The 26,244-nt window shown below is 60.7% G+C and carries 21 protein-coding genes; 12 read left to right on the top strand and 9 right to left on the bottom strand.

What is annotated here, in order from left to right:
* Positions 1-45: 45 nt before the first annotated feature.
* The 3 genes from CLV41_RS02145 to dnaK form a co-directional block, all read right to left on the bottom strand.
* Positions 46-708, bottom strand: a complete 663-nt coding sequence (locus CLV41_RS02145; protein ID WP_103220623.1) for a class I SAM-dependent methyltransferase — start codon at positions 706-708, stop codon at positions 46-48.
* 241 nt (positions 709-949) lie between these two features.
* Positions 950-2,068, bottom strand: a complete 1,119-nt coding sequence (dnaJ, locus tag CLV41_RS02140; RefSeq protein ID WP_103220622.1) for a molecular chaperone DnaJ — start codon at positions 2,066-2,068, stop codon at positions 950-952.
* 163 nt (positions 2,069-2,231) lie between these two features.
* A complete protein-coding gene (gene dnaK, locus CLV41_RS02135; RefSeq protein ID WP_103220621.1) occupies positions 2,232-4,154 on the bottom strand; it encodes a molecular chaperone DnaK in 1,923 nt (640 codons plus the stop codon).
* Between the two features lie 276 nt (positions 4,155-4,430).
* On the opposite strand from dnaK, the gene CLV41_RS02130 reads away from it, so the two are divergent.
* The gene (locus CLV41_RS02130) at positions 4,431-5,057 is read left to right on the top strand and encodes an alpha-ketoglutarate-dependent dioxygenase AlkB family protein (protein ID WP_103220620.1); all 627 of its coding nucleotides are present in this window, start codon (positions 4,431-4,433) and stop codon (positions 5,055-5,057) included.
* Positions 5,058-5,092: 35 nt separating this feature from the next.
* On the opposite strand, the gene CLV41_RS02125 is transcribed toward CLV41_RS02130, so the two are convergent.
* The 3 genes from CLV41_RS02125 to CLV41_RS02115 form a co-directional block, all read right to left on the bottom strand.
* The gene (locus CLV41_RS02125; protein ID WP_208987227.1) at positions 5,093-6,028 is read right to left on the bottom strand and encodes a hypothetical protein; all 936 of its coding nucleotides are present in this window, start codon (positions 6,026-6,028) and stop codon (positions 5,093-5,095) included.
* Positions 6,029-6,265: 237 nt separating this feature from the next.
* Positions 6,266-6,466, bottom strand: a complete 201-nt coding sequence (locus CLV41_RS02120) for a hypothetical protein (RefSeq protein WP_103220619.1) — start codon at positions 6,464-6,466, stop codon at positions 6,266-6,268.
* A 583-nt stretch (positions 6,467-7,049) separates the two neighbouring features.
* Positions 7,050-7,811, bottom strand: coding sequence for a class II aldolase/adducin family protein (locus CLV41_RS02115; protein ID WP_103220618.1), 762 nt, complete (start codon positions 7,809-7,811; stop codon positions 7,050-7,052).
* Positions 7,812-7,952: 141 nt separating this feature from the next.
* On the opposite strand from CLV41_RS02115, the gene CLV41_RS02110 reads away from it, so the two are divergent.
* The 3 genes from CLV41_RS02110 (at position 7,953) to CLV41_RS02100 (ending at position 10,828) form a co-directional block, all read left to right on the top strand.
* Positions 7,953-8,909 carry an NAD(P)-dependent oxidoreductase gene (locus CLV41_RS02110; protein WP_103220617.1) on the top strand — a complete coding sequence of 319 codons (957 nt, stop codon included), beginning with the start codon at positions 7,953-7,955 and terminating at the stop codon, positions 8,907-8,909.
* Between the two features lie 77 nt (positions 8,910-8,986).
* Positions 8,987-9,637, top strand: coding sequence for a TetR family transcriptional regulator C-terminal domain-containing protein (locus tag CLV41_RS02105; RefSeq protein WP_103220616.1), 651 nt, complete (start codon positions 8,987-8,989; stop codon positions 9,635-9,637).
* A 15-nt stretch (positions 9,638-9,652) separates the two neighbouring features.
* Positions 9,653-10,828: a pyridoxal phosphate-dependent aminotransferase gene (locus CLV41_RS02100; protein ID WP_103220615.1), complete on the top strand. Its 1,176-nt coding sequence runs from the start codon at positions 9,653-9,655 to the stop codon at positions 10,826-10,828.
* 42 nt (positions 10,829-10,870) lie between these two features.
* Here CLV41_RS02100 and ubiB read toward each other — a convergent pair whose 3' ends face one another.
* Entirely contained in the window at positions 10,871-12,454 is a 1,584-nt protein-coding gene (ubiB, locus tag CLV41_RS02095; RefSeq protein WP_103220614.1) for a 2-polyprenylphenol 6-hydroxylase, read from the bottom strand.
* A gap of 3 nt (positions 12,455-12,457) precedes the next feature.
* Positions 12,458-13,261: a bifunctional demethylmenaquinone methyltransferase/2-methoxy-6-polyprenyl-1,4-benzoquinol methylase UbiE gene (gene ubiE / locus CLV41_RS02090; protein ID WP_103220613.1), complete on the bottom strand. Its 804-nt coding sequence runs from the start codon at positions 13,259-13,261 to the stop codon at positions 12,458-12,460.
* A gap of 239 nt (positions 13,262-13,500) precedes the next feature.
* Here ubiE and mutM point away from each other — a divergent pair, with 239 nt between their 5' ends.
* The 8 genes from mutM (at position 13,501) to gyrB (ending at position 23,624) form a co-directional block, all read left to right on the top strand.
* Positions 13,501-14,394, top strand: coding sequence for a bifunctional DNA-formamidopyrimidine glycosylase/DNA-(apurinic or apyrimidinic site) lyase (gene mutM / locus CLV41_RS02085; RefSeq protein WP_103220612.1), 894 nt, complete (start codon positions 13,501-13,503; stop codon positions 14,392-14,394).
* Positions 14,395-14,494: 100 nt separating this feature from the next.
* Complete coding sequence (locus tag CLV41_RS02080; RefSeq protein ID WP_103220611.1) at positions 14,495-15,268, top strand: enoyl-CoA hydratase; 774 nt, start codon at positions 14,495-14,497, stop codon at positions 15,266-15,268.
* A 178-nt stretch (positions 15,269-15,446) separates the two neighbouring features.
* The gene (rpsT, locus tag CLV41_RS02075) at positions 15,447-15,713 is read left to right on the top strand and encodes a 30S ribosomal protein S20 (protein ID WP_068408966.1); all 267 of its coding nucleotides are present in this window, start codon (positions 15,447-15,449) and stop codon (positions 15,711-15,713) included.
* Between the two features lie 645 nt (positions 15,714-16,358).
* On the top strand, positions 16,359-16,799 hold the full coding sequence (locus tag CLV41_RS02070) for a rhodanese-like domain-containing protein (protein ID WP_103220610.1): 441 nt from the start codon (positions 16,359-16,361) through the stop codon (positions 16,797-16,799).
* Positions 16,800-16,956: 157 nt separating this feature from the next.
* Positions 16,957-18,420, top strand: a complete 1,464-nt coding sequence (gene dnaA, locus CLV41_RS02065; protein ID WP_103220609.1) for a chromosomal replication initiator protein DnaA — start codon at positions 16,957-16,959, stop codon at positions 18,418-18,420.
* Between the two features lie 305 nt (positions 18,421-18,725).
* The gene (gene dnaN / locus CLV41_RS02060; RefSeq protein ID WP_103220608.1) at positions 18,726-19,844 is read left to right on the top strand and encodes a DNA polymerase III subunit beta; all 1,119 of its coding nucleotides are present in this window, start codon (positions 18,726-18,728) and stop codon (positions 19,842-19,844) included.
* 46 nt (positions 19,845-19,890) lie between these two features.
* Positions 19,891-21,039: a DNA replication/repair protein RecF gene (recF, locus tag CLV41_RS02055; RefSeq protein ID WP_103220607.1), complete on the top strand. Its 1,149-nt coding sequence runs from the start codon at positions 19,891-19,893 to the stop codon at positions 21,037-21,039.
* Between the two features lie 131 nt (positions 21,040-21,170).
* On the top strand, positions 21,171-23,624 hold the full coding sequence (gyrB, locus tag CLV41_RS02050; protein ID WP_103220606.1) for a DNA topoisomerase (ATP-hydrolyzing) subunit B: 2,454 nt from the start codon (positions 21,171-21,173) through the stop codon (positions 23,622-23,624).
* A gap of 241 nt (positions 23,625-23,865) precedes the next feature.
* Here the strand turns inward: gyrB and CLV41_RS02045 are convergent, their stop codons facing one another.
* Complete coding sequence (locus CLV41_RS02045; RefSeq protein WP_103221479.1) at positions 23,866-26,175, bottom strand: acetamidase/formamidase family protein; 2,310 nt, start codon at positions 26,173-26,175, stop codon at positions 23,866-23,868.
* Positions 26,176-26,244: the final 69 nt, after the last annotated feature.

The raw sequence follows: 26,244 nt of genomic DNA, 5'->3' as shown, positions 1-26,244 counted from the left end.
ACAGGTTCTCCGCCTCAAGAGCAACAGGAGAAATATCCCTCCGGTTCAGTGCCCCTTGCGGTAGACCCACACGCGCGCGGGCGGAAGGTTTTTCCAGATCCACTCGGAAGAAAATACCGAAACCCCGCGGCCGGACAGTTTGACCGGCGCGGCGAGGCCGTAGGAAAACTGTATGAACGGCGCTCCGGGCTTGAGAAGATCCAGGGCCTCCGCCAGCAGCGCCTGCCGGACGGGCTCGGGACGTGTCAGGAGCGGCAGGGAGGAGACTATACCGTCAAGCATGTGACTGTGTTCTTCGCTGTCCGACAGAAAACCGCCCGGCTTTTTAAGGGTCGCCCGCAGGGCATAGGCATCTCCCTGAAGAACCGTCAGCCCCGGATAGCGCCTGTTGAGGAGTTCGCAGAAATCGGCGCTGTACTCGACCAGATTGAGATGGTGAGGGGTAAAACCCCGATCGACAAGCGCCCTGGTCACGACGCCCGTGCCCGGCCCAAGCTCCACCACACGCGACTGCGGCAGCGGGGTCAGAAAGGAGGCCATCCTGGCGGCCAGATCCGGGCCGGACGGGGTCACGGCACCGGTTCGCAGCGGGTTCTGCGCCCAGGAGCGGATGAACTTGACCTCATCCAGAACCCTGGTTCGCACGGCATTGACCCTGTTGAGTTTCTGTCTCAGGGCTTCCCCGCGATTACCGTTACGCTTCAGCATGTTACCTCACCGTCATCCATGAAGGGAATATAGGAAGGTTTGCAGGCAGATACCACATGCGAGCGCACGGATTGCACGCTTAATACCAAAGAGTGTTGTTTATGACTCATCTAATGACTCATTTCCGTCTGCCGGCGAGGCGCATCGCGTCGCGCGGTCTGGTTGACCGGGCGAGCGGTGCAACAAAGTCCGGCGGGCGCAAATGGGCCATCAAATGAGTCATAAACAACACTCTTTGGTATTACGCACCAAGATTGTCGATGAAATCCTTCACCTTGGAGAAGAAACCCGCGGATTCGGGATGATTTTCTCCCGAGGCTTCCTGTTCGAATTCAGCAAGAAGTTCACGCTGGCGTTTGGTCAGGTTGGTCGGCGTTTCAACCGTCACCTGAATATACATGTCGCCATGCTGGCTGGAGCGCATGATCGGCATGCCCTTGCCGCGTAAACGGAACTGCTTGCCGGTCTGCGTACCGTCCGGGACTTTCACCCGGCTGGTGGAGCCGTCGACGGTCGGCACATCGAACTGGCCGCCAAGGGTTGCCGTCGACATGGAAATCGGCACCCTGCAGTAAAGATCCGCGCCGTCGCGCTGGAACAGCTCATGCGGCCTGACCGACAGGAAAATGTAGAGGTCGCCCGCCGGACCGCCGCGCGCACCGGCCTCGCCCTCGCCGGCAAGCCGTATCCGGGTGCCGTCTTCAATGCCGGCCGGTATATTGACGGACAGCGTGCGTTCCTGGGTCTTGCGTCCGGAACCGCCACAGCTTTCGCACGGATCCGTGATGACCTGCCCGCGGCCCTGACAGGTGGGGCAGGTGCGCTCCAGCGTGAAGAAGCCCTGAGCGGCCCGCACGCGGCCGGCGCCACCGCAAGTGCGGCAGGCGGAGGGGCTGGTGCCGGGCTTTGCCCCCGAACCGGTACAATCGTCACATGTGATGCTGGTCGGAACCTCGATCTCCACCGTCTTGCCTGTGAAGGCGTCTTCCAGCGCGATGTCGAGATTGTAGCGCAGGTCCGCGCCGCGTTCGCGGCCGCCCGACCGGCGGCCACCACCCATGCCGAAAAATTCCTCGAATATATCCGACATCGTCGACGAGAAATCGTGCGCGCCACCGCCGCCGAAACCGCCATTTTCAAAGGCGGCATGGCCAAAGCGGTCGTAGGCAGCCCGTTTCTGCTCGTCCTTCAGCGCATCGTAGGCTTCGTTGACTTCCTTGAACTTTGCTTCGGATTCGGAGTCGCCCGGATTGCGATCCGGGTGAAATTGCATGGCCATCTTGCGATAGGCGCTTTTCAGCACCTTGCCATCCGCATCGCGCGAAACACCCAGCACTTCATAGAAATCACGTTTTGACATCAAGATCTCTCGGTCTTGTTGTTGCACCGCCGGCTGCCAGGAATTATCCGGCGCCCATTACGGCGAAGGCGCCGGGCACAGGCGCCCTTGTCATCAGGCAATCAAGCATCCGGCGCCAGGAATTACGCGGCCAGCCCGTTACCGGGCCGGCCGCAGTTCTGGTTTATGCAGATTTTTTGTCGTCTTCGTCTTTGACTTCTTCGAAATCCGCATCGACGACGTCGTCCTTGGCTTCGGCTTCTTCGCCGCCTTCGCCTTCGCCATCAGCCTCGGCTTCGGCCTGGGCAGCCTGATACATGGCTTCGCCAAGCTTCATCGAAGCTTCGGCAAGGGCCTGCGTCTTGGCCTTGATGTCTTCCAGGTCCTCGCCTTCCAGAGACGTCTTCAGGGAAGCCAGAGCGGTTTCGATCGCCGACTTGTCGTCTTCGGAAACCTTGTCGCCATAGTCCTTCAGCGACTTTTCGGTGGAGTGGACCAGGGATTCGCCCTGGTTCCTGGTTTCCACCAGCTCCTTGCGCTTCTTGTCCTCGTCGGCGTGTGATTCAGCGTCCTTGATCATCTGCTCGATGTCGGTGTCGCTGAGGCCGCCGGAGGCCTGGATGCGGATCTGCTGTTCCTTGCCCGTCCCCTTGTCCTTGGCGGACACGTTGACGATACCGTTGGCGTCGATGTCGAAGGTGACCTCGATCTGCGGAACGCCGCGCGGTGCGGGTGGCAGGCCGACGAGATCGAACTGGCCGAGGACCTTGTTGTCCGCCGCCATTTCGCGCTCACCCTGGAAGACGCGGATGGTCACGGCCGTCTGATTATCCTCAGCGGTCGAGAACACCTGACCCTTCTTGGTCGGGATCGTCGTGTTGCGGTCGATCAGGCGGGTAAAGACACCGCCGAGGGTCTCGATGCCGAGCGACAGCGGAGTGACGTCGAGCAGAAGAACGTCCTTGACGTCGCCCTGCAGGACACCGGCCTGGATGGCCGCGCCCATGGCGACGACTTCGTCCGGATTGACGCCCTTGTGCGATTCCTTGCCGAAGAAGGTATTCACCGTCTCCTGGATCTTCGGCATGCGGGTCATGCCGCCGACCAGAACCACTTCGTCGATTTCGCCGGGGGCAAGGCCGGCATCTTTCAGAGCCGCCTTCATCGGGGCGATCGTGCGCTTGACCAGTTCTTCCACCAGCGATTCGAATTTCGCGCGGGTCAGTTTCAAGGTCAGGTGCTTCGGACCGGAGGCATCCGCCGTGATGAACGGCAGGTTGATTTCGGTCTGGGACGAGGAAGACAATTCGATCTTGGCTTTTTCGGCCGCCTCCTTGAGGCGCTGCAGAGCCAGCTTGTCCTTCTTCAGGTCGATGCCCTGTTCCTTCTTGAATTCGGAAGCAAGGTAGTCGACCAGAAGCATGTCGAAGTCTTCACCGCCGAGGAAGGTATCGCCGTTGGTGGACTTCACCTCGAAGACGCCGTCGCCGATTTCCAGGACGGAAACGTCGAACGTGCCGCCACCAAGGTCGTAGACCGCGATGGTCTTGCCTTCGTTCTTGTCGAGGCCATAGGCGAGCGCCGCGGCCGTCGGCTCGTTGATGATACGCAGGACTTCAAGGCCCGCGATCTTGCCGGCGTCCTTGGTTGCCTGACGCTGAGCGTCGTTGAAGTAGGCCGGAACGGTGATGACGGCCTGGGTGACCTTTTCGCCCAGGAAGCTTTCAGCCGTTTCCTTCATCTTCTGAAGAATGAACGCGGAGACCTGCGACGGGGAATATTTATCGCCGTTGGCTTCCACCCATGCATCGCCATTGTCGCCTTTGACGATTTCGAACGGAACAAGCTTCTTGTCCTTGTCGACGGTCGGGTCTTCATACCGACGGCCGATCAGGCGCTTGACCGCGAACAGGGTGTTCGTCGGGTTGGTGACCGCCTGGCGTTTCGCCGGCTGACCGACAAGACGCTCGCCGTCGTCCGAAAATGCCACCATGGAAGGGGTGGTTCGGGCGCCTTCGGCGTTTTCAATAACTTTGGGATCCTTGCCGTCCATGACGGCGACGCACGAATTGGTCGTGCCGAGGTCGATACCAATGACCTTTGCCATATCTGCCTCTCTTTCTAGCAAACCGGATAGACCCATGAAGGCGTCAGTCCGGCTCCTCTCACTTGGGTTCCGGGATTTACCCGGACATCGCGCCCGAACGTTCGGTTCAGGATTTGGCGCGAAGCTTGAACGCTATATAGGTGGATGAAACTTTGCCTGCAAGCCATCTGTCGACGGACACATAGCAAACATGTCTTCTCTTGCCCTATATTTCTTCCCAGAAAGTTACCGGAAGCGGGGACTGCGGCAATTCCTGCGTTGCGCTAAAAGATTCCCATGAACGATTTGTCCGTCAACGGCCTGAGCGGCCTCAGCTATCTGCCCGGCTATTTCAGTCGCGCCGCACAGGAGACATTGCTGGAGCAAATCCGGGCGGTTGTCGCCCGCGCGCCTTTCTACAGGCCGGCAATGCCCAGGACCGGCAAAGCCTTCACTGTGCGGATGAGCAATTGCGGACCGCTCGGATGGGTTTCGGATGTCAGCGGCTACCGCTATCAGCCTCATCATCCGGACAGCGGAAATCCCTGGCCGGCGATGCCGGCGCTTTTGACGAACCTGTGGAAAGATCTCGCCCCGGAAGCGCCTGACCCAGAGGCCTGTCTCATCAACTATTATGAAAACACCGCCCGGATGGGATTGCACCAGGATCGCGACGAGCAGACTTTTGAAGCCCCGGTCATTTCGGTCTCCCTCGGCGACACGGCCACTTTCCGGGTCGGCGGCCTGAGCCGGAAGGACCCGACGAAGTCCTTCCGGCTGCAGTCGGGCGATGTGGTCGTGCTCGGCGGCGAGGCCCGCCTTGCCTTTCACGGTATCGACAGGGTCCTGGCCGGCACCTCGACGCTTCTGAAAAACGGCGGCCGGATCAATCTCACGCTCAGACGGGTTACACAGCCCATGTAAATGCCGGTCAGTCGTCTCCATTCATGACAGTGCCGTCACGCCGCCACCGGTACGGCGCGGATCACACAAACCTCATGGTAGAGTGGCGTATCGGGATCCCGGTCAAGCAGGTCCTGTGCTTCGCTGGCAGACAAAGGCCTGAGCGCACCTTCATCCGCGAAGAACGCGCAGACCAGATCCTTTTCCAGCCCGGTTCCCCTCAACGCTTTTTCAAGCATTACAAAGAACGAAATATCGGTCCCCGCATCCTGGCGGACGATCTGGGAATGCAGCTTTTCCGGCCGGAACCCATTGGCTTCGAACAGTTCGAAAATGATGTCGGTTCCGATCCGGCAGCCGAAATTCATGATCACCTGCGCGGTCGGCGCGTGATCCCGAATGCGGTGCAGCAGCGCCTCGTTCAAACCCAGACCAACCGAATTGAACGGATATTCGTCGAAAGCCGCCCACGGATAATAATGAGCGATGTGGTCGTCGGCCTTTTCGCCCGCGCCCTCCGGCAACTCGACGGCCTGGGCCTTGCGGAAAGCTGTCAGCCGCCTGTCGCCAGGATCGCCAACCTGCGGCAGGCAGGCGATGATGACGTCGGTCTCGGCGATCCGGGCTCGAGCTTCCTCCGTATCGATCAGGCTCACCGCGCCCCTGACCGGATGAAACAGATTCGCTTTTTCCGGAGCCAGACTCCTGACGTTGCGTTCGGCCAGAACAACCAGCCGCGGGTCGAGATCGCTGCCCGACACATGCGCGGCACCGCACATGCGCAGGAGAAAGGCCACATTGGTCCCGGTGCCGATACCCACTTCGTAAATACGCTTGCCGGACAGCCCGGCGCGCTCCAGACCTTTCTGGAAAGTCTCCGTCCAGGGATCGGTCGGATCGAAAGCGAAATCAGGCACTTCCGGACTGACCCCTTTTGCAGGAACCGGAACGGACGTTCCGGACGGCATTTCGTCAACATTCAGATCAGGCAAAATCATTTCCTTGTTTGCCGGCCGCGTCGAGCCGGCTGCCGCACCCGGCCGGCAAGCTCCCTGCCGTTCCGGACATCGATGTGTTTTGGTAAATTTCCCGGCGCGGGAGACGCACCGGACAAAGCTGTCCGCGTGTGGCGATGCGGACAGCCGTCAGCTCACGAACTCATAAATGAGGATGAAATGACCTTGGGAATGGTGAGACTTCGCGAAGAAGAGCTTGTCCCGAGAAGGGCGCTATTGCGGCCGGGACACCAGGCGGACGGCATCACCCTGTAGCCCGAGCGAACGGCGCAAGCGGTCACGGTCGCAATCGGCGTCCACCAGGATCTCCAACGGCAGAGCGTCATCGACCAGTCCCACCAGCGCCTGCTTGATACGCAAAAGGGTCGGTGCTGCGGACAATCCGTTGCAGTCTATAGCGTTCGTAACTTCCATCAATCCAGTTCCTTGGCTTGCTTTAACCGCTTGCTGATACTTTGCCGCAGGCCCGACAGGTTTCGCCGCTGCCTGAGGCACATTGACGGGCTCCGGCCTTCCGGCAAGGACACGGGTTCCCCAAGCCGGACTCTTGTCGGCCAGCTTCCCTGTGGCCCGGTGGCTTGCATTCCAGATGTCTGAAATGCTCACCGGAAAAAGTGTGCTTGTTTGGCAAACTGGTCAGCTACAGAAGACGCAACCAGGAGGTTCGGGCTCTCATCATTTCTTGGCCCAACATCGCCGGGGAGCCGGCGACATTTCAAACCTCTGCCTTAGTTTCACGGGCGGCTGCCTGACAGTGTTTCCAATCGCTCATTCCTGAGCGACACAGACCAGATCAAACATTTTCTGCCCGTGAAATGCCGAATTACCGGCAAATCAGGATACGGCGAGGCTAACACGCAGATCCGCCAAGTCAAGGACTTGCCTGACTGTTTTGTAGGCAAAGACAAAAATTCAGCAACAATTTATATGTTGCTGAACACTTTCATGAAAATACGACACCAACATTACAAAGGGCTGAAAAATCTACTAAATTTGTCTACTCGCGAAAATCATCGCCGAGGCGATCCGCGAGGCGCATCATTGCCTCCCATTCAAGCAGCAAGTCTCCGTCGCCGAAGGCCATCTTGTCGTATTGCCGGGTGACATGTCCCGCCAGTGCTTCCTCGATCTTTGCGAGCGGCAATCCCATCGACAGCGTGGATTCCTGAATTTCGCAGGCCCGGTTGAGATAGAACATGCCGGAAAACATCTGCCCGGCGCTTTCCCCCACGGTCAGCAGGCCGTGGTTGCGCAGGATCAGGGCGGGAAATGCCCCCAGGCTTTCGACAATCCGTTCGCGCTCCTCCAGGTCGAGCGCAATTCCTTCATAGTCGTGGTAGCCGATGCGGCCGTAGAACTGCAGGGCGATCTGGTTCAACGGCAGCAGCCCGTCCTTCAACGAGGAAACGGCGACCCCTGCCCGCGTATGCGTGTGCATGACCCAGGCCGCGTCGCTGCGGGCCCTGTGAACCGCGCTGTGAATCGTGAAGCCCGCCGGGTTGACCCGGTTCGGGCTGTCGCAGACCTTGTTGCCCTCCACATCGATCTTCACCAGCGACGATGCCGTGATCTCCTCCCACAAATAGCCATAGGGATTGATCAGGAAATGTCCCGGCTCTCCGGGCACCTTCGCTGTAATGTGGGTATAGATAAGGTCGGTCATCCTGAAATGCGCCGCGAGCCGGTAACAGGCCGCAAGCTCGACCCGGGCTTCATACTCAGCCTTGCTCACATCGCCGGCCCGGCTGGTCTGCAACATCGATTTTTCCCTTCAGGTGACTGCGGCCGCATCGCACTTGCGAATGCAGACCTGCCAAACGCTTTACTCATTGATATACACTTGTATAACTAAGCGCCAGGAGCAAGAGAAAATTCCGACAAGCGCCGCAGGAGACATCACTTGGAACAGACAGAGACAATCGGTGGCGTGCTTTTGAGCAGCACAATGGATCTGAAAAGCTTCTACGGCCTCGACTTCACGGGCAGCAGCAGCCAGGTGCGGCTGTTCGACCCGCATGAAGTGTCCGATCCTGCGTCCATCCGCTTCGCGGTCTGCTGGCTGCCGGACGACGACGCCTTTGCCCGTTATCCGAACCTGCAGATGGCAATGTCCGTCGGAGCGGGCGTCGACGCTCTCCTCGCCAATCCAAGTCTCGCTGAAGACTCCCTGATCTGCCGGGTACGCGATCCCCACCAGGCGGATCTGATGGCTGGATACGCGGCCCATGAAGCGCTCCATTTTCTACGCTCGTTCACGCTGATGAAGGACCAGCAGAGCGCGCGCATCTGGAACCCGCTCCCCATGTCACCGCCGAAGGAAACCCGGATCGCGGTGCTTGGCAACGGCACGATGGGAGCCGCGATTGCCCGCGCGCTGTCCGCCATGGGATTTTCCGTAACCGTCGCCTGCCGCTGCGAACCAAGGGAGCCGCAGGCCGGCATCAGCTACCATTCAGGCGCCAACGCATTGGACATGGCCTGCAAGGGCAGCCGGATCGCAATCAACGTGCTGCCACTGACCGATGAGACGGAAAACATCCTGAACGGCCGACTTTTCAATCAGCTTGAACCCGGAGCCTGGCTGATCCAGATCGGCCGGGGCGAGCACCTGCACGAGGCCGATTTCGCGGCGGCTCTGGACAACGGCCAACTGGCAGGGGCCAGCCTCGATGTCTTCCGCGAAGAACCCCTGCCGAAAAGTCATCCGTTCTGGCACGATGACCGGCTGAGGATCACACCCCATATCGCCAGCGATTCCACACCGAGTGTGGTGGCGGAACAGATCTGCGCATCTGCCGTCGAGCTTCTTCAGGGCAAGCGGCCGCAGCTGGCGATCGACAGGCATCAGGGTTACTGACCCGGCAACGCGGTACCGGCTTGTGCCTTTCAAAATTTTATACAATTGTATAACAAGAGAAATAGAACCATATTGCGATGAGCCGAAAAGCATTCCGCCGACTGACGCTTGACGAGCGCAAACGCACCCTTCTGGAGGCGGCGCTGACCTGTGTCGCGCAAGAAGGTCTGAAGGGGGCGACCGTGCGCAGGATCGCGGAAGAGGCCGGCGTCACCGCAGGCCTCGTACGCCATTATTTCGGCAGCAAGAACGGTCTGATCACCAGCGCCTACGCCTACCTGATCGGCCAGTTGACCGCCGAAGCAGACACAAGGGCACGTCAGTTCACCGGCGGCGCGAACGATCAGTTGCGCCACTTCCTGATTGCCAACATGACCATGCCCAACCTGTCGGAAGAGAAAGTTTCCTTGTGGGCAACCTTTATCGGCCGCGTCCGGTACGACACCGATTTCGCCGACATTCACCGCGAAGGCTACAGGGACTATCTGACCCTTCTGGAGAGCCTGATCGAGCCAGTCCTTGCAGCACATGACCTTCCCCGAAGCTCCGCCGAGTGCCGGCGTCATGCCATCGCGCTGAACGGGCTGATCGACGGTCTGTGGATGGAGGGCTCGCTCAATTCGGGTCTCTACAGCCGCGCCATCCTGCCTGATCTCATCATAGAGGCAGGCGAACGCCTGCTCAATTTGCCCGCAGGCAGCCTCTCGGGCGGCAAGCAGCACACCTAAAACAGGAACGTCCACATGCGCTACGCAGGTATCACCGATCGCCTCGCCGACCTCGGCGGAGAAAAATGGGCTGTTCACAACGCCGCCCGGGAAAAGACAGCCGCCGGCGAGGACGTGATCGAACTGACGATCGGCGAACCGGACATAGCCGTCGACCCGCAACTGGTCGATGTCTGCGCGGCCTCCATGCGCCGGGGCCGGACCCATTATTCCAACGGGCGCGGCGAACAGGGCCTTTTGAACGCGCTGATCGAGAAATACGCGCCGCGTTTTCCCGGGATCACCAGCGCCAATATCCTTTGCTTTCCGGGAACCCAGACCGCTCTGTATGCCGTCATCACAGCGCTTGCCGGCGCCGGAGACGGCGTTCTGGTGGGAGATCCCTATTACGCGACCTATGAAGGTGTCGTTCGAGCGCCCGGCGCGATCCTGCAGCCCGTCCCGCTGAATATCGAGGACGGGTTCATCATGCGCCCGTCGGACCTCGCACGCGCCATCACCCCGGCAAGCCGTGTTCTGCTGCTCAACACACCGCACAATCCGACCGGATCCCTGCTCGACCGGGATACGCTCGTTGAGCTTGGAGCCCTTGCCTGCAGCCACGACCTGTGGATCGTCTGCGACGAGGTTTACGAGGACCTCATATTCGAGGGCGAATTCGCCTCACCGCTCGAGATCGAGGCGCTTCGAGAGAGGACGGTCGTCACCTCGTCCATCTCCAAGTCATTCGCGGCGACGGGTTTTCGCAGCGGCTGGGCGGTCGGACCGGAAGAATTCTGCACGAAGCTCCTGCCGATTTCCGAAACCATTCTGTTCGGCAACCAGCCCTTCATCGCGGACATGACCGAAGCCGCCCTGCGCGGCGATTTCGATACGGCGGAACGCATGCGCAAAAGCTACGCCGCGCGGGCCCGGTTGATTTCCCGCGAACTTACAGGTTGCGCTTCTCTCAAGACCTGCAGGGTGTCCGGCGGCATGTTCATCATGATCGACGTTTCCGGGACCGGACTGGACGGCGAACAATTCGCCTGGAGTCTTCTTGAGAACCAGGGAGTTGCGGTCATGCCCGGCCCCTCGTTCGGACAGAACGCGAAATCCCTGATCCGGGTGGCGCTGACCGTTCCGGACGAAACGCTGCGCGAGGCGATGCGACGCATTCATGCCTTCGCCGATGCCCGCGCTGCTGCCTGACCTCCTGAGACACTCAGTCCGCGGCCGGGACGGACGAACCGGTCAAAAGATCATATGCACGGCGATGGCGCCCAGCGACAGGGCGATAACCCACAGCGCGATCCGGCCCGAGCGGGTGTGGCGCGCTTCCGCCTTGCCGATGGCTTCGGCCGTTTCCCGGTCGAAACGAAGACCGCGAGCGGTCATCTTTTCCAGTTCTTCCGACATGCGGCCGACCCTGTCGGCGAACATCGGCATGTCGTTGGCGATCCGGGCCAGCGCGGAAAGGGCGTCGCCCGCGTCGCGGAGCTTGCCCGCCGGGCCGAGATTTTCCCTGATCCAGGTTCCCACGACCGGCTCGGCTGTTCGCCACATGTCGAGGTTCGGATTGAGCGAGCGGGCCACGCCTTCGACCACGACCATGGTCTTTTGCAGCATGAGCAGCTGGGTCTGGGTGCGCATTTCGAAGAGTTCGGTGACCTCGAACAGCTGGGTGAGCAGCCGGGCCATGGATATCTCGCTGGCGTCGTGCCCGTGGATCGGCTCACCGATGGCGCGGATCGCCTGGGCGAACATATCGACATCCTGATGGGCCGGCACGTATCCGGCCTCGAAATGCACTTCCGCGACCCGCTTGTAGTTGCGGGTGATGAAGCCGAACAGGATCTCCGCCAGAAAGCGGCGCTCGCGCTTGTTCAGGCGGCCGACGATGCCGAAATCGACGGCGACAAGTGTGCCGTCGGCCTGCACGAACAGATTGCCCTGGTGCATGTCCGCGTGGAAAAAGCCGTCCCGCAGCGTGTGGCGCAGGAAGCTCTGGATGACCGCAGCGCCCAGCGCTTCCAGGTCATGGCCGTCTTCGCGCATGCCCTCGACGTCCGACATCTTGCGGCCGTCGATCCACTCCATGGTGAGCACGCCCTTGGCGGTGCGCAGCCATTCGACGCCGGGCACCCGGAAGCCCGGGTCCTCGGCGGTATTTTCAGCCATTTCCGACAAGGCCGCCGCCTCGAGACGGAAATCCATCTCCATGGCGACGGATTGCGCCAGCGTGTCGATGACGGCAACGGGCCTGAGGCGGCGGGAGGGGGCATGGAACCGTTCGGCCAGGCGCGCGACCAGATAAAAGCTTTCCAGGTCCCGCTGGAACCGGCGGGCGACACCGGGACGCAGGATCTTGACCGCGACTTTCCGCTCCACACCGTCCCTGTCGCGGATCACGGCGGGATGCACCTGCGCGATGGATGCGGCCGCGACCGCTTCTGCGAACTCGGTAAAGATCTCCTCCACCGGCTGACCCAGCTGTTCGGAAACGGCGTTGCGGGCGGCATCGTGATCGAAGGCGGGCAGCCTGTCCTGCAGCGCCGACAGCTCGCGGGCGGCATCCTTGCCGACCACATCCGCGCGGGTCGCAAGGAACTGGCCGAGCTTGACGTAGGAAGGGCCCAGCCTGTTAAGGGCGTCCGAGAGGCGCAGATCCGCGCTTTTGCTCCTGACCGCCCGGCGCTCCAGCAGCCGCGCAGAAGCGATGACGAACCTGGGCCCCGCCGGCAGGTCGGGAAGCGAGACCAGGCCGAACACGCCCTCGCGCGCCATTACAAATCCCGCCCGCACCAGACGGAAGAAAGGCATGACCGGAAGCGCCATCTATCAGAGTTTCCAGCCGGTATGCAGGGCGGCGATGCCGCCGGAATAGTTGCGGTACCCGACCCGCTCGAACCCGGCCTCGCGGATCATCTCGGCAAAACGCTCCTGGTTCGGGAAGTTGCGGATCGATTCCACCAGATACTGATAAGGATCGCCGTCTCCGGTCACCATCTTGCCTATCGCGGGAATCGCCTTGAAGGAAAAGGCGTCATAGGCCTTGTCGAGAAGCGGGACCTCGACTTCCGAAAACTCCAGGCAGAGGAACCGCCCTCCCCGCTTCAGAACACGATACGCCTCGCCGAGCGCCTTGGGGATGTCCGGCACGTTGCGAATGCCGAAGGCAATCGTGTAGGCATCGAAGCTCCTGTCGGGATACGGCAGCTCTTCCGCGTTGCCCTGTGAAAAGGTGATCAGATCGGAGAGACCGGCCTTTTCGGCCCGGTCACGGCCGACGCCCAGCATGGATTCGTTGATGTCGCAGACGACGGCCTCGACCGTTTCGCCCGACCGGCGCACGACCCTTGTGGCGATATCGCCGGTGCCGCCGGCCACATCGAGAAGACGCCAGCCTCTGCCACCCGATTTCGGCGGCGCAAGATACGAGACCATCGCGTCTTTCCACACCCTGTGGAAGCCGCCGGACATCAGATCGTTCATCAGGTCGTAACGCTCGGCGACCTTGTGAAAGACATCGTCCACCAGGGCCTGTTTGCGGCCCTCGTCAACCCTGGTGAAGCCGAAGCTGGTCGGCATGTCTTCCGGCGAACGGCTGGATCCGCCGGTTTGCCCGTGTGCCTGCTGCGTCATGAAGCGCCTCCAAGGTCAACTTTTCCGCGTTGCTGTGAACGCGAAATGCTGGTGCGGGATCTGTCTCTCGTCAAAGTGCGCCGGACCATAGTACAAGCCCCTGCAAAGCGCTATCTTCGTCAGGATCGAAAAGCCATATGACGCAGGCCTATAGCGCGCAACGGAAACTGAAACCAGACCCTGAGAGCAACTTATCTGCGATCCGATGAACACAGACAGCCAACCACGAGAAGCTTCGTATGCCTGAACTGCCGGAAGTCGAAACCGTCAAGCGGGGCCTCGCGCCGACCTTCGAACGTGCGCTCATTGCGCGGGTCGAGCAGAACCGCCCGGACCTGCGCTTTGCGTTTCCGTCCGGCTTTTCAGACCGGCTGACCGGGTGCCGGGTGACTGCGCTCTCCCGCCGGTCGAAATATCTGCTTGCGGACATCGACAGCGGCGACGTGCTGGTCATGCATCTGGGTATGTCGGGATCATTCCGGATCGAAGCCGGCCTCGAGGAGGATCTTCCGGGCCGGTTCGCCCATCCGCGCGGCAAGAATCCGAAGCACGACCATGTGGTGTTCCATCTGGAAACAGCGGCGGGACCCGCAGCGCGCATCGTCTATAACGATCCGCGCCGCTTCGGCTTCATGGATCTTGTGTCCCGGCAGCAACTGGCCGTGCATCCCTATTTCAAGGATCTCGGGCTGGAGCCGCTCGGCAATGAGTTGAGCGGGGCAACCCTGGCGCGGCTGTTCGCGGGGCGCAAGATGCCCCTCAAGGCCGCCCTTTTGAACCAGAAGTTCATCGCCGGTCTCGGCAATATCTATGTCTGCGAGGCCTTGTGGCGGACAGGCCTCGGCCCGCAACTCCCCGCCGGCATGCTTGCGACAAAATCCGGCCGGCCGGCAAAGAAGGCCGACCTGCTTGCCACGAACATCCGGGCGATCCTCGAAGAGGCCATCAAGGCGGGTGGCTCTTCCCTGAAGGACCATACGCAGACCGACGGCACGCTCGGCTATTTTCAGCATTCCTTTGCCGTATACGACCGGGAGGGCGAAGCCTGCAGGACGCCGGGCTGTCCAGGAACGGTCGCCCGGATGGTGCAATCCGGGCGATCGACATTTTATTGCCCTTCCTGTCAGGCATAAGGATTGGCCGGTAGCCGAAGAGCCAGCCTTGCCAGACCAGCCTCAGGTCGGCTACGCATGGCCCGTAGCTTTGACACATCCCGGCACAGGAGCGGGTGATATGGGATATGAGAACATCCGCGTTGAAAAACGCGGCAAGGTCGGACTGATCACTCTGGACCGTCCAAAAGCCTTGAACGCGCTGAATGCCGCCCTGATCAGGGAACTCGGCAAGGCCCTGGACGGGTTCGACGCGGATGAGCGGGTCGGTTGCGTCGTGATCACCGGATCGGAAAAGGCTTTCGCCGCCGGTGCGGACATCAAGGAAATGCAGCCGCATGATTTCTCCTCCGCCTACCAGAACGATCTGATCACGCCGTTCGACAGGGTATCGCGGAACCGCAAGCCGATCATTGCCGCCGTTGCCGGCTATGCCCTGGGCGGAGGCTGCGAACTTGCCATGCTGTGCGATTTCATCATCGCTGCGGACACCGCCAAATTCGGCCAGCCGGAAATTACCCTTGGCGTCATTCCCGGCGCCGGCGGCACACAACGGCTGACACGCTTCGTCGGCAAGTCGAAAGCCATGGAAATGGTGCTGACCGGGCGCATGATGGACGCGCAGGAAGCCGAGCGCAGCGGACTGGTCAGCAGGATCGTGCCGGCGGACAACCTGATCGAGGAAGCGCTTAAAGCCGCCGATAAGATAGCCGACTTCTCGCTGCCGGTCGTCATGATGGCCAAGGAAAGTGTCGATCGGGCGTATGAGACCACATTGTCGGAAGGCATCCGATTCGAACGCCGTGTGTTCCAGGCGATGTTCGCGCTTGAGGATCAGAAGGAAGGCATGAGCGCCTTTACCGAGAAACGGACGCCTCAGTTCCGGAACAAATAATCTTGCCGGTTTCAACGATAAAGCCGTTGACGGCGGACCTAACCGCCATTATAAGCTGCGCCCAACCGGTGGCGGACTTTCGCCGCCGTTGTTGTTTTGATCGGGTCTTGCCGCCCTTGCGTTTCGGTCCCGATCGCCACCGGACACCAGTCCCAAAATACCGATCAGGATAGAGCCCATGGCCAACACACCATCGGCCAAGAAGGCGGCCCGAAAGATTGCCCGCCGGACGGCCACGAACAAAGCCCGCCGGAGCCGCATGCGCACCTACCTGCGCCAGGTTGAAGAAGCAATTGCTTCCGGCGATCAGAGCGCTGCCAGCGAAGCTTTCAAGGCCGCACAGCCGGAACTCATGCGCGCCGCGTCAAAAGGCGTTCTGCACGCCAACACGGCGTCCCGGAAGGTTTCCCGTCTCAATGCCCGCATCAAGGCACTCGGCGCGTAACACTCCGTCACATGACCGTCAAAAAGACCCGGCCAGCGTGCCGGGTTTTTTTTAGCCGTGTAATTTTGTGGATGACGCGCGCAGACAACCTGAGCGCGCATTTCCGGCATTTCAGCCCCCCAAAATGCTGTCATGGATTACCACACATTTCCAATGCCTTATGTACATGTAGAGATTGAGGAAGCCGCTCAAACCGGATTCGATACGAGTCAAGGTATGCGTGCCAATTTTTTTTTAAAAATTGTTGTTTTTGCATTATGACAGGCCGTCTCGGAGGCAAAAGTCATTGGGGCAAAAAGCATTTGTTCCGTCGCCCACAGCCGGCCAGATTTCTGTGACGTTGGGGCAGAAACAGGTAACTTCCCGTATTCGCCAAAACGCGCTGTTGCTCCGCCGGGCGCTGTCTGTATATTAACAAACGGCTGGCGGGGAAAGACCAGCGGACAACTCAAAAATGGTGCTTGGATCAACAATGCATAAGTCTCTCAAATACAAACCTAAGCACTCGGTCCCCAGACCTCTGGATGAATACATTAGTTTATTCAGCACCCACGGCGCCTAGCTTAGGCTCAGGCCCGATCTTCTTTCCGAAAATTTTGTTTTTTCTTTAAATCAATAGCTCTCGGCTATTGTAAGGGGGCAATAGTGCATTTTGTGGGTGGCTACGCTGGAAACGTCGAAGCGTTGGAGGCTTTCACCGAGCTGTCCAACACGCAGGACGCGACCCTTGTGGATGTGCGCACGCAAGCGGAATGGGCCTTTGTCGGCCTGCCCGACTTACGTCCGATCGGGAAAGAACCACTCCTTGTAGAATGGCAGAGCTTCCCGTCCTCCGGACCCGATCCGGAATTCACGGCGACAGTTTCCGACCTTCTGGTCAAAAAAGGACTTGACCAAAGCGCGCCAATCTATTTTCTCTGCCGCTCCGGTGCCCGGAGCCAGGCGGCGGCGATAGCCCTGACTGAGGCCGGCTACACCCAGTGCTTCAATATTTCCGATGGTTTCGAAGGCCCGCTCGATGCAGAAGGCCATCGCGGTATCAGGTCCGGGTGGAAGGCGGCCGGACTGCCCTGGATTCAAAATTAGATACCCGCATTTGACGGGACAGGGCGACGGGAGATTTCCCGCCGCCAACAATAAAACCGTCCCAAAAGGGACAACATAATGCCGCAAAAGCGGCAAGGCGTAGGTAGAAGAACGGCTGTGGCGGACGGTTCTTCACCGAATACAGGAGGCAGATAACATGCAGGTTCAGGAGGCAGGCGGCTCGGAACAATGGAAGCGCGTTAAGAAACATCTTCGTGCGCAATTGGGCGATGACGTCTTTACCAGCTGGTTTGCACGCGTAGATCTGGAGGAACATCAGGACGGCACTGTGCGCTTGTCCGTTCCCACCCGATTTCTCAAACAGTGGATCCAGAATAATTACAACGATCAGCTGATGGGACTGTGGCAGCGTGAATGCGATAATGTGCACCGCATCGAGCTGACGGTCCGCGGGGCCATCCGGCCCCGTCAGGCGCCGGTATCCCAGCCGAACCTTGCCCTGTCGTCCGGTTCAAAACCGGCGGCGGCCGATGGGCTGGCGGAAGCCTCCCAGGTGACCCGTGCACAAGCGGCGACCGCGGCCCTGGGCCGCGGCGACACAGGCGCCGACACGCCTCGCGACGTCCTGCAGGGAGCCTCGCTCGATCCGAAATATACGTTCGACACCTTTGTCGAGGGTGAATCCAACAATCTTGCGCTGGCCGCGGCCCGGCAGGTTGCCTCGGGCGGATCAGTCACCTTCAACCCGCTTTACATGCATGCCGCCGTCGGTCTCGGCAAAACCCATCTGATGCAGGCTGTCGCCGCGAAGGCACGGGCAGGCGGCCGGAAGGTGCTCTACCTGACCGCCGAGCACTTCATGTACAAATTTGTCGCGGCCCTGAAGTCCCAGTCGGCGCTGGCCTTCAAGGACACCTTGCGTACCATCGACCTGCTCTTGATCGATGACATGCAGTTCCTGCACGGCAAACAGGTTCAGCAGGAGTTCTGCCATACCCTCAATGCCCTGATCGACGGCGCACGCCAGGTGATCGTTGCAGCTGACCGCGCTCCCTCGGAACTGGATACTCTGGACGACCGGGTCCGTTCCCGTCTTTCCGGCGGCCTCGTGGTGGGCATACAGGAGCCGGATTTCGTCCTGCGCCGCAGCATCTTGAACTCGCGCGTGGCAGCCGCCCGCAAAACCTATCCGCAATTCGAGGTGCCGGAAGGCGTCCTTGACTATGTGGCCCGTCACGTCGCCTCCTCCGGCCGCGACCTGGAAGGCGCCCTGAACCGACTGATCGCCCACAATCAGCTGACCAACCAGCCGATCACCCAGGAAATGGCGGAGTTGACCCTTCGCGATCTGGTCCGTTCCAGCGAACCGCGCCGGGTGAAAATCGAGGACATCCAACGGGTGGTCTCCAAGCACTATAACGTCACCAAGGCGGACCTGCTGTCGGCACGCAGAACCCGGACCATCGTCCGCCCGCGTCAGATTGCCATGTACCTCGCCAAGGTGATGACGCCGCGCTCGCTGCCGGAAATCGGCCGCCGGTTCGGCAACAGGGACCACACCACAGTTTTGCACGCGGTGCGGAAAATCGAGGAACTGGCCCGGGGGGACTACGCTCTTGCGCAGGAACTCGAGCTGCTGAAACGCATGCTCGACGCCTAGGCCGGCAGTACGCAGACAGGTTGCCCGAATACCTTGAAACGGGCAACCTGACCGCGCTCTTGCGAACGCGGGACAGTCTGGATTAACCTGTTTTCATGCGAGCGCGCGGGAAAGCCGAGAAGCCGACCGGTTTCAGATTTTGAATGCCTGATATTCCACCAAAATAGGGGGCGTTCGGACCGGACGGCCCCTTGCTTTTGAACCCGGTTAAGGGCAGTGTCTTCCACCCCGCTCCCAACCGGAGCCCAATTGTCCAGTTTTGCCAGGCAGCCCTGCCCGGCGTTTCACGAGTACGGAACGAGTGTATGAAAGCGACCCTCGAGCGGACCGACCTCCTCAAGTCCTTGACCCATGTTCACCGGGTGGTCGAGCGCCGGAATACCATTCCCATCCTGTCCAACGTCCTGTTGCGCGCGGATGGCGGTGCGATAAACCTCAAGGCTACGGATCTCGACCTGGAAATCGTCGAATCCGTGCCCGCCATGATCGAAATGCCGGGAGCCACCACGGTTCCGGCACACATGTTCTACGAGATCGTGCGCAAACTGCCCGAAGGCTCCCAGGTGGTCCTGGAAACGACAAGTGACAACGCCACGCTGGAGATCCGCGCCGGGCGCTCGAGATTCACTCTGCAGATCCTGCCGGAGACGGATTTCCCCGACCTGACCGCCGGCGACTTCAGCCACGGCTTCTCCCTGTCCGCGGCCGATATCCGCAAGCTGATCGACACGACGCAGTTTGCCATCTCCACGGAAGAGACGCGCTACTATCTGAACGGCATCTACCTGCACACGGTGGACACGCCGGGCGGCCCGCAGTTCCGCGCCGTGGCCACCGACGGTCACCGTCTGGCGCAGGCCGAAGTGCCCGCTCCCTCCGGGTCCGCCGGCATGCCGGGCATCATCGTGCCGCGCAAGACCGTCGGCGAGATGCAGAAACTCCTGGAAGACCCGGAAGCCAATGTGCAGATCGAACTGTCGGATACCAAGATCCGGATCACCACCGGATCCGTGGTGCTGACGTCAAAACTGATCGACGGCACCTTCCCCGACTATGGCCGGGTGATCCCGCAAGGCAACGACAAGGAAATGCGCGTCGACCGGGACGAGTTCAAGGAAGCCGTGGACCGCGTCTCGACGATCTCCTCCGAACGCGGCCGCGCCGTGAAACTCGCGCTGAGCGAAGGCAGGCTGGTCCTGACCGTCAACAATCCCGATTCCGGCAGCGCAACGGAAGAACTGGCCGTCGAATTTGACGCCGAGCCGCTGGAAATCGGTTTCAACTCCCGTTACCTGCTCGACATCGCCAACCAGCTCGGCAGCGACACCGCCCTGTTCCGGCTGGCGGATTCCGGATCGCCGACACTCATTCAGGACAGCACGGTCGACGACTGCCTGTTTGTCCTGATGCCGATGCGGGTCTGACGACCGGAGCCTTGAACACAGAAGGCTCAAAAGCGGAAGTGGGTTCATGACAGAGTTCAGGACGGCGCAGCTGACCCGTCTGTCCCTGACCGGCTTCCGCAACTACGCCACCCTGGCGCTGCCGCTCGGCGCGAAACTGATCGCCCTCGTGGGCCCCAACGGCGCCGGCAAGACCAATATCCTCGAAGCGATTTCGTTTCTGACCGCCGGCCGCGGACTGCGCCGGGCCGCGCTCGGCGACATTGCCCGGCTGGGTGGCGACGGCAGCTGGAGCGTTGCCGCCAGCGTGCTGCTCGACGGGATGGAGACCCGGATCGGAACCGGGCTCGTTGCCGGAACCACCGGGCGCAAGGTGCGCATCGACGGGGCGGAAGTGCGCGGCTCCGAAAGCCTGCTCGACTACATGCGGGTGTTGTGGCTCGTGCCGGCCATGGACGGCCTGTTCACCGGGCCCGGCTCCGACCGGCGCCGCTTTCTCGACAGGCTGACCCTGGCCATCGATCCGTCCCACGGGCGCCGGGTCGGCGACTTCGAAACCGCCTTGCGTCAGCGCAACCGCCTTCTCGACCAGGGCGGGTCCGATTCCTTTCTCGGCGCCCTGGAGCAGCAGGTTGCCGAACTCGGCACGGCGGTGTCCATCGCCAGGGGAGAGACCGTCGGCCTGCTTGGCCGGATGATCTCCGGGCAGGCGGGCGAGGCCCTGCCCTTTCCGCACGCCTCCGTCGCGCTTGAAGGGGCATTCGAGGCCGAAACGATCGGCCTCAGGGCCGCTGACCGCGAGGATGTCTACCGGCGAATGCTGCGGGAAGGGCGCGCGCGCGACCGCGCCGCGGGGCGAACGCTGAACGGACCGCATCTGAGCGATCTGAAAGTTCTGCACGCGGCGAAGAACATGCCGGCCGCACAGTCCTCGACCGGCGAGCAGAAGGCGCTCCTGATCGGGCTTATCCTGGCCCACGCGGAACTGACCGCGAAACTCTCCGGCATGACGCCCGTGCTGCTGCTGGATGAAGTGGCGGCCCATCTCGATCCGGACCGCCGGGAGGCGCTGTTCGTCAAGCTGAATTCGCTCGGCGTTCAGGTATTCATGACGGGTACGGACGAGGCGCTTTTCGAGGCTTTGCCGCGAGAGGCGGAAATATTCGAAATCCGGGAAGGAGCCGGCAGTTTGATCCGTGCGGGAAAGGCCCCTTAAATCCGCCTGATTCTTATGGTTTTCCACCATAATCCCTTTGCTGGCTTGCCTATGGAACGCGCGCGGTTGAACCCCTGCCGGAACCCCGTATAACGGGGGGATAAAAATAAACTGATTGGTGATTGATTCGCATGAGCGACACGTCCACGCCTGAGCCCATTCCGACCCCGGAAACCGACAACGGCGCCGACTACGGCGCGGACAGCATCAAGGTTCTGAAGGGCCTGGATGCCGTGCGCAAACGGCCCGGCATGTATATCGGCGACACCGATGACGGCTCCGGGCTGCATCACATGATCTACGAGGTGGTGGACAATGCCATCGACGAGGCGCTTGCCGGCCATGCGGACCATGTGACGGTGACCCTTAATCCGGACGGCTCGGTGACCGTGACCGATAACGGGCGCGGCATTCCCACGGACATCCACACGGAAGAAGGCGTCTCCGCGGCGGAGGTCATCATGACCCAGTTGCACGCCGGCGGTAAGTTCGACCAGAATTCCTACAAGGTATCCGGCGGACTTCACGGTGTCGGCGTCTCGGTGGTGAATGCCCTGTCCACCAGGCTGGATCTGCGCATCTGGCGCAACGGCAAGGAACACTTCATGACCTTCGCCCATGGCGAAGTCCAGGCCCCCCTGGAGGTTGTCGGCCCCGCCGACGGCAAGAAAGGCACGGAAGTCACCTTCCTGCCGTCGCCGGAAACCTTCACCCGGATCGAATTCGACTTCGGCACGGTGGAACACAGGCTGCGTGAGCTCGCCTTCCTCAATTCGGGCGTCCGGATCATCCTGAGCGACAAGCGCGGCGTGGAAACAAAGGTCGAGGAGCTTTATTACGAGGGAGGCCTGGAAGCCTTCGTCCGCTATCTGGACCGGGCCAAGCATCCCCTGATCGAAACCCCGATCAACATGAAGGCGGAGCGCGACGGCATCACCGTCGAAGCGGCCATGTGGTGGAACGACAGCTATCACGAACATGTTCTTTGTTTCACAAACAACATTCCGCAACGCGACGGCGGCACGCACCTTGCCGGCTTCCGGGGGGCCCTGACGCGTCAGGTCACCGGTTACGCCGAGGCGACGGGCCTGATGAAACGCGAAAAGGTATCGCTCACCGGCGATGATTGCCGCGAAGGCCTCACCTGCGTCCTGTCCGTCAAGGTGCCGGATCCGAAATTCTCCTCCCAGACCAAGGAAAAACTTGTGTCTTCCGAGGTCCGGCCGGTTGTCGAAAATCTGGTTGCGCAGATGCTCGGTGAATGGCTGGAGGAAAACCCGGCCCCCGCCAAGATACTCGTTTCCAAAGTGGTCGAGGCCGCCTCCGCCCGCGAGGCAGCCCGCAAGGCCCGCGAACTCACCCGGCGCAAGGGCGCGCTCGACATCGCTTCGCTTCCCGGCAAGCTGGCCGACTGCCAGGAACGGGACGCCTCGAAAGCCGAACTCTTCCTGGTGGAGGGCGATTCCGCAGGCGGGTCCGCGAAGCAGGGCCGCCACCGGGAAAATCAGGCTGTCCTTCCGCTGCGCGGCAAAATCCTCAACGTGGAACGGGCGCGCTTCGACAAGATGCTGTCCTCCAACGAGATCGGCACCCTGATCACCGCGCTCGGCACCGGTATCGGCAAGGAAGAATTCAACATCGAGAAGCTGCGCTACCACAAGATCATCATCATGACCGATGCTGACGTCGATGGCGCCCACATCCGCACCCTGCTTCTGACCTTCTTCTTCCGCCAGATGCCCGATCTGATCGAAAACGGTTATATCTATATCGCCCAGCCGCCGCTCTACAAGGTCAAGCGCGGCCAGTCGGAGCAGTATCTGAAAGACCAGTTGGCGCTGGAGAATTATCTCATCGCCCAAGGTCTGGACGAGGCCTCGCTGACCCTTGCCGGCGGCGAGGTGCGCACCGGCCACGACCTGCTGTCCGTGCTGGAGACCGCGCGCAAGATCTCCGATATCTTCGACGGCCTGCATTCGCGCTACAATCGCGACGTCGTGGAACAGGCGGCGATCGCCAGCGCACTTACTCCCGAGATCCTGGAAGACACCGCCAAGGCGGAAGAAGCGGCGGCCTATATTGCCCGCCGCCTGGACATTCTGGCGGACGAGTTCGAACGCGGCTGGAGCGGAGAAGCGCTGGAGGACGGCAGCCTTGTCTTCAAGCGCACCGTCCGCGGCGTCGAGGAAACGGCGACCATCGACGCGGCACTGCTCGGTTCGGCCGATGCCCGCCACCTGGCGGCGCATGCGAACCACCTGAGCGAGATTTACGGCAAAGCCGCCGTTCTGCGCCGCAAGGACAGCTCGAGCGAAATACGCGGCCCCAGAGCCCTGCTTCAACAGGTCTATGCCTTCGGCCAGAAGGGTATCTCCCTGCAGCGCTACAAGGGCCTTGGCGAGATGAACCCGGAGCAGCTGTGGGAAACCACGCTCGATCCGAATGTCCGTTCGCTGTTGCAGGTGAAGGTGCGCGAGGCAGACGACGCCGACGACATCTTCACCAAGCTGATGGGCGATGAGGTGGAGCCGCGCCGCGAGTTCATTCAGGACAACGCCCTCTCGGTGGCCAATCTCGATATCTGACCGACTGTAGGGAAGCATATATCATTTCGCCGAGCGCATAAAATTTCGCTAAGCGATGACTTGGCATGGACTGACGTGCCCCTCTGAAAACTCCGCGTTTTGAGGTTAGTCTGGTCCCAACTTGAAGTGCTGCCCGTCTTGGGATCGCCCCGGGCCGGAATTTCCGGGAAGCACTTCCGCGTTTAAACTTGGAAAACGCCCGCTGGCTGTATTCAGCGAGCGCATACGCGAAACATTCCAGCTATTCCGAGAAAATCGACTTCCTTAGAATGGCGTGGACACCCCAGTTTCCGTCCACGACCTGAGTGACGCCAAAATCAACTGCTGCACTCATGAGCGTGATGGCATCGTCTTCGTTCAATCCATATGCGCCCATGAGAAACCGGCGAGTTTTGCGGAACGTGTCCTTCATTGCCAGGTCCAGGGAAGACTGCATGTAAACCTCTCCCTGCCCCTTGGGACCGAATTCCGCGAGGTAGTTGGGATGGCTGAACCCGGTGAGGATCCATTCCTCCGGCGTTTCGATCAACGGATAGGTGAGATCGGAAAACCGCCCGCCCTTCTTGTGTACGGTCACGGTGATGCGCCCGGTCATGGAGCACTCGATGGCGGTTCCGGAAACCTCGCCATCGCCTTGCGCTGCATGGGGGTCGCCGATCGACAGGAGCGCGCCCGGTACCGATACGGGCAGGTAGACCGATGCCCCCTTGCCCAGGCGCCAGTTGTCAATGTTGCCGCCGAAATAGGCCGGCGGCACCGAATCCACCGGGTCTGCCTCGCGCGGCGCAACCGCGATCACACCGAAATGGGGACGCAGGGGAATGCGCAGGTCGTGCATGGCCGGAAGCAGCGGCTGAATTTTTGCCGGATCAACAGGCACGCCCGGGTAATCGTAGGTCTTGTGTTCGACGCCAAAAGGATCTGTCTGGGTTTGCCAGCGGTACGAATAATGAGCCTTTGCGTATCCGAAGCCGTCATCATCGGGAAAAATCTCGAAGATCACGACATTTTCCCGCGGCTTCGGTTCCTGCAGCAGTTCGCCGTATTGATAGCCCCACCATGCAGAGACCGAGCTACCGAAATACCTTCCGTCGTATTCCGGATTGCGACTTGAACGCGGTATCATGTCGTCGATGCGCACTTCAAGAACATCGCCCGGTTCCGCGCCGTTGACGAATATCGGCCCGGTGCAGACATGAACGCCAAAGCCTTCACCAGCGCCGCGACCAAAGATCGAGGCATCGATCGGGCCGGCGCCGCGGCGATCAACATGTTTCGTTTCACCATCCCAGTAGAAAATATCTTCGGCGGCCGAATCTCCCTTGATCATGAGATCCGGAGCATCTGAAGCGTGTTGGGTCAGTGTTTCGATTTCAACGGTATCCCCGGAGGAAATTTCCAGGACAGGCGGCAACGACCGGCTGAAATAACCCCAGTGAACCGTCTTTGCACTTGCGGACAGGTGGTGATGAGTGCCATCGGCCTCACGGCTGTCTTTCAGCTGGGAGACTTCCGAAGCGGCGCCGTCAATCGCGCTGCGCTTTTTCGCCTTTCGGTTGTTGAGGGCTTTGAGCGGCCAGCCGCGCTGTTCTGCGCTGGCCGTTTCCGTAAGGTTTTTTACGTGATGCGTGCGAAAGGCGCCGGGCGGCAACCCGAACCGTTCCTTGAACAGGCGGTTGAAATTAGCGGCATCCGAAAAACCGCAACTGTAGGCAACTTCGGCCACGGGCATCCGCAACTCATCCGGCGCAACAAGCGCCATCCTGGCCCTTTGGAGGCGGCGTTCGCGCAGGTAATGGGTAAAGCTCTCGCCATTCTGTTCAAACAGCTTTTGAAGGTAGCGTTCGGAGATCCCTTCTTGCCGTGCGACGCGACCGGCGGACAGGTCAGGATCGGAGAGGTGGTGTTCGATTGACAGGGCGAGCCGGCTGAACAGGGCGGCTTGAGTTGAGTTGACGCCGGTCTCGGACGGCACGGCGGAGACAATCATGGTCAGATAGAGGTCCGCTATGACCTGTTCCACGGATTGCCACTCCAAAGAGGTCAGGGTGTCGAGCTCATCTGCCGCACTGGCCACGGAGCGGATGAAGACACTGGCCAGTCCCCTGGCCGGAAACAGCAGCGGTGTCACGACTGGCGACAAACCGAAACGTTGGGCCTGAAGGGCCGTTTCCGACATGCAGACGACAACGAGGCGCGTGTTTCTCGGCAAGCAGGTTTCCCAGGACTTGTCCGTGGGTAAAATGGCGAGTTCGTTCGGGGCTACCGTCAAGTTGACGTTTTCTGCCGTGATCTCGATTTCTTCATCAAGAGAGATCAGGGCAATCAGCGTACGGTCCCTCTGTGAAATCGGGGTCAGGGTTTGAGCGTCTGCAACCAGATGGCCGATGAGGATGCCGTCTGGTTGCCCCCGAACTGCGGCGACGGCAAACGAAGCGAAGTTTTCGTTTTGCGAATTCGAACGCAAATGCAATCCCGCAAGCAATTCGCTCCAGGCATCTCCTCGCGCATCCTGCGGATAGGATTCACTGATAAACTGCTTGATGTTCATTCCTTGTTCCACGGCGCCGGTCGGCATCGAGAAGGCGCCGACCGTTTGATATTGCACCTGCGAAGAGAG

It is taken from the genome of Roseibium marinum, assembly GCF_002906165.1.
Taxonomy (GTDB): domain Bacteria; phylum Pseudomonadota; class Alphaproteobacteria; order Rhizobiales; family Stappiaceae; genus Roseibium; species Roseibium marinum.
Note: the sequence above shows the minus strand (reverse complement) of the source record. Positions and strands in the feature narration are given on the sequence as shown.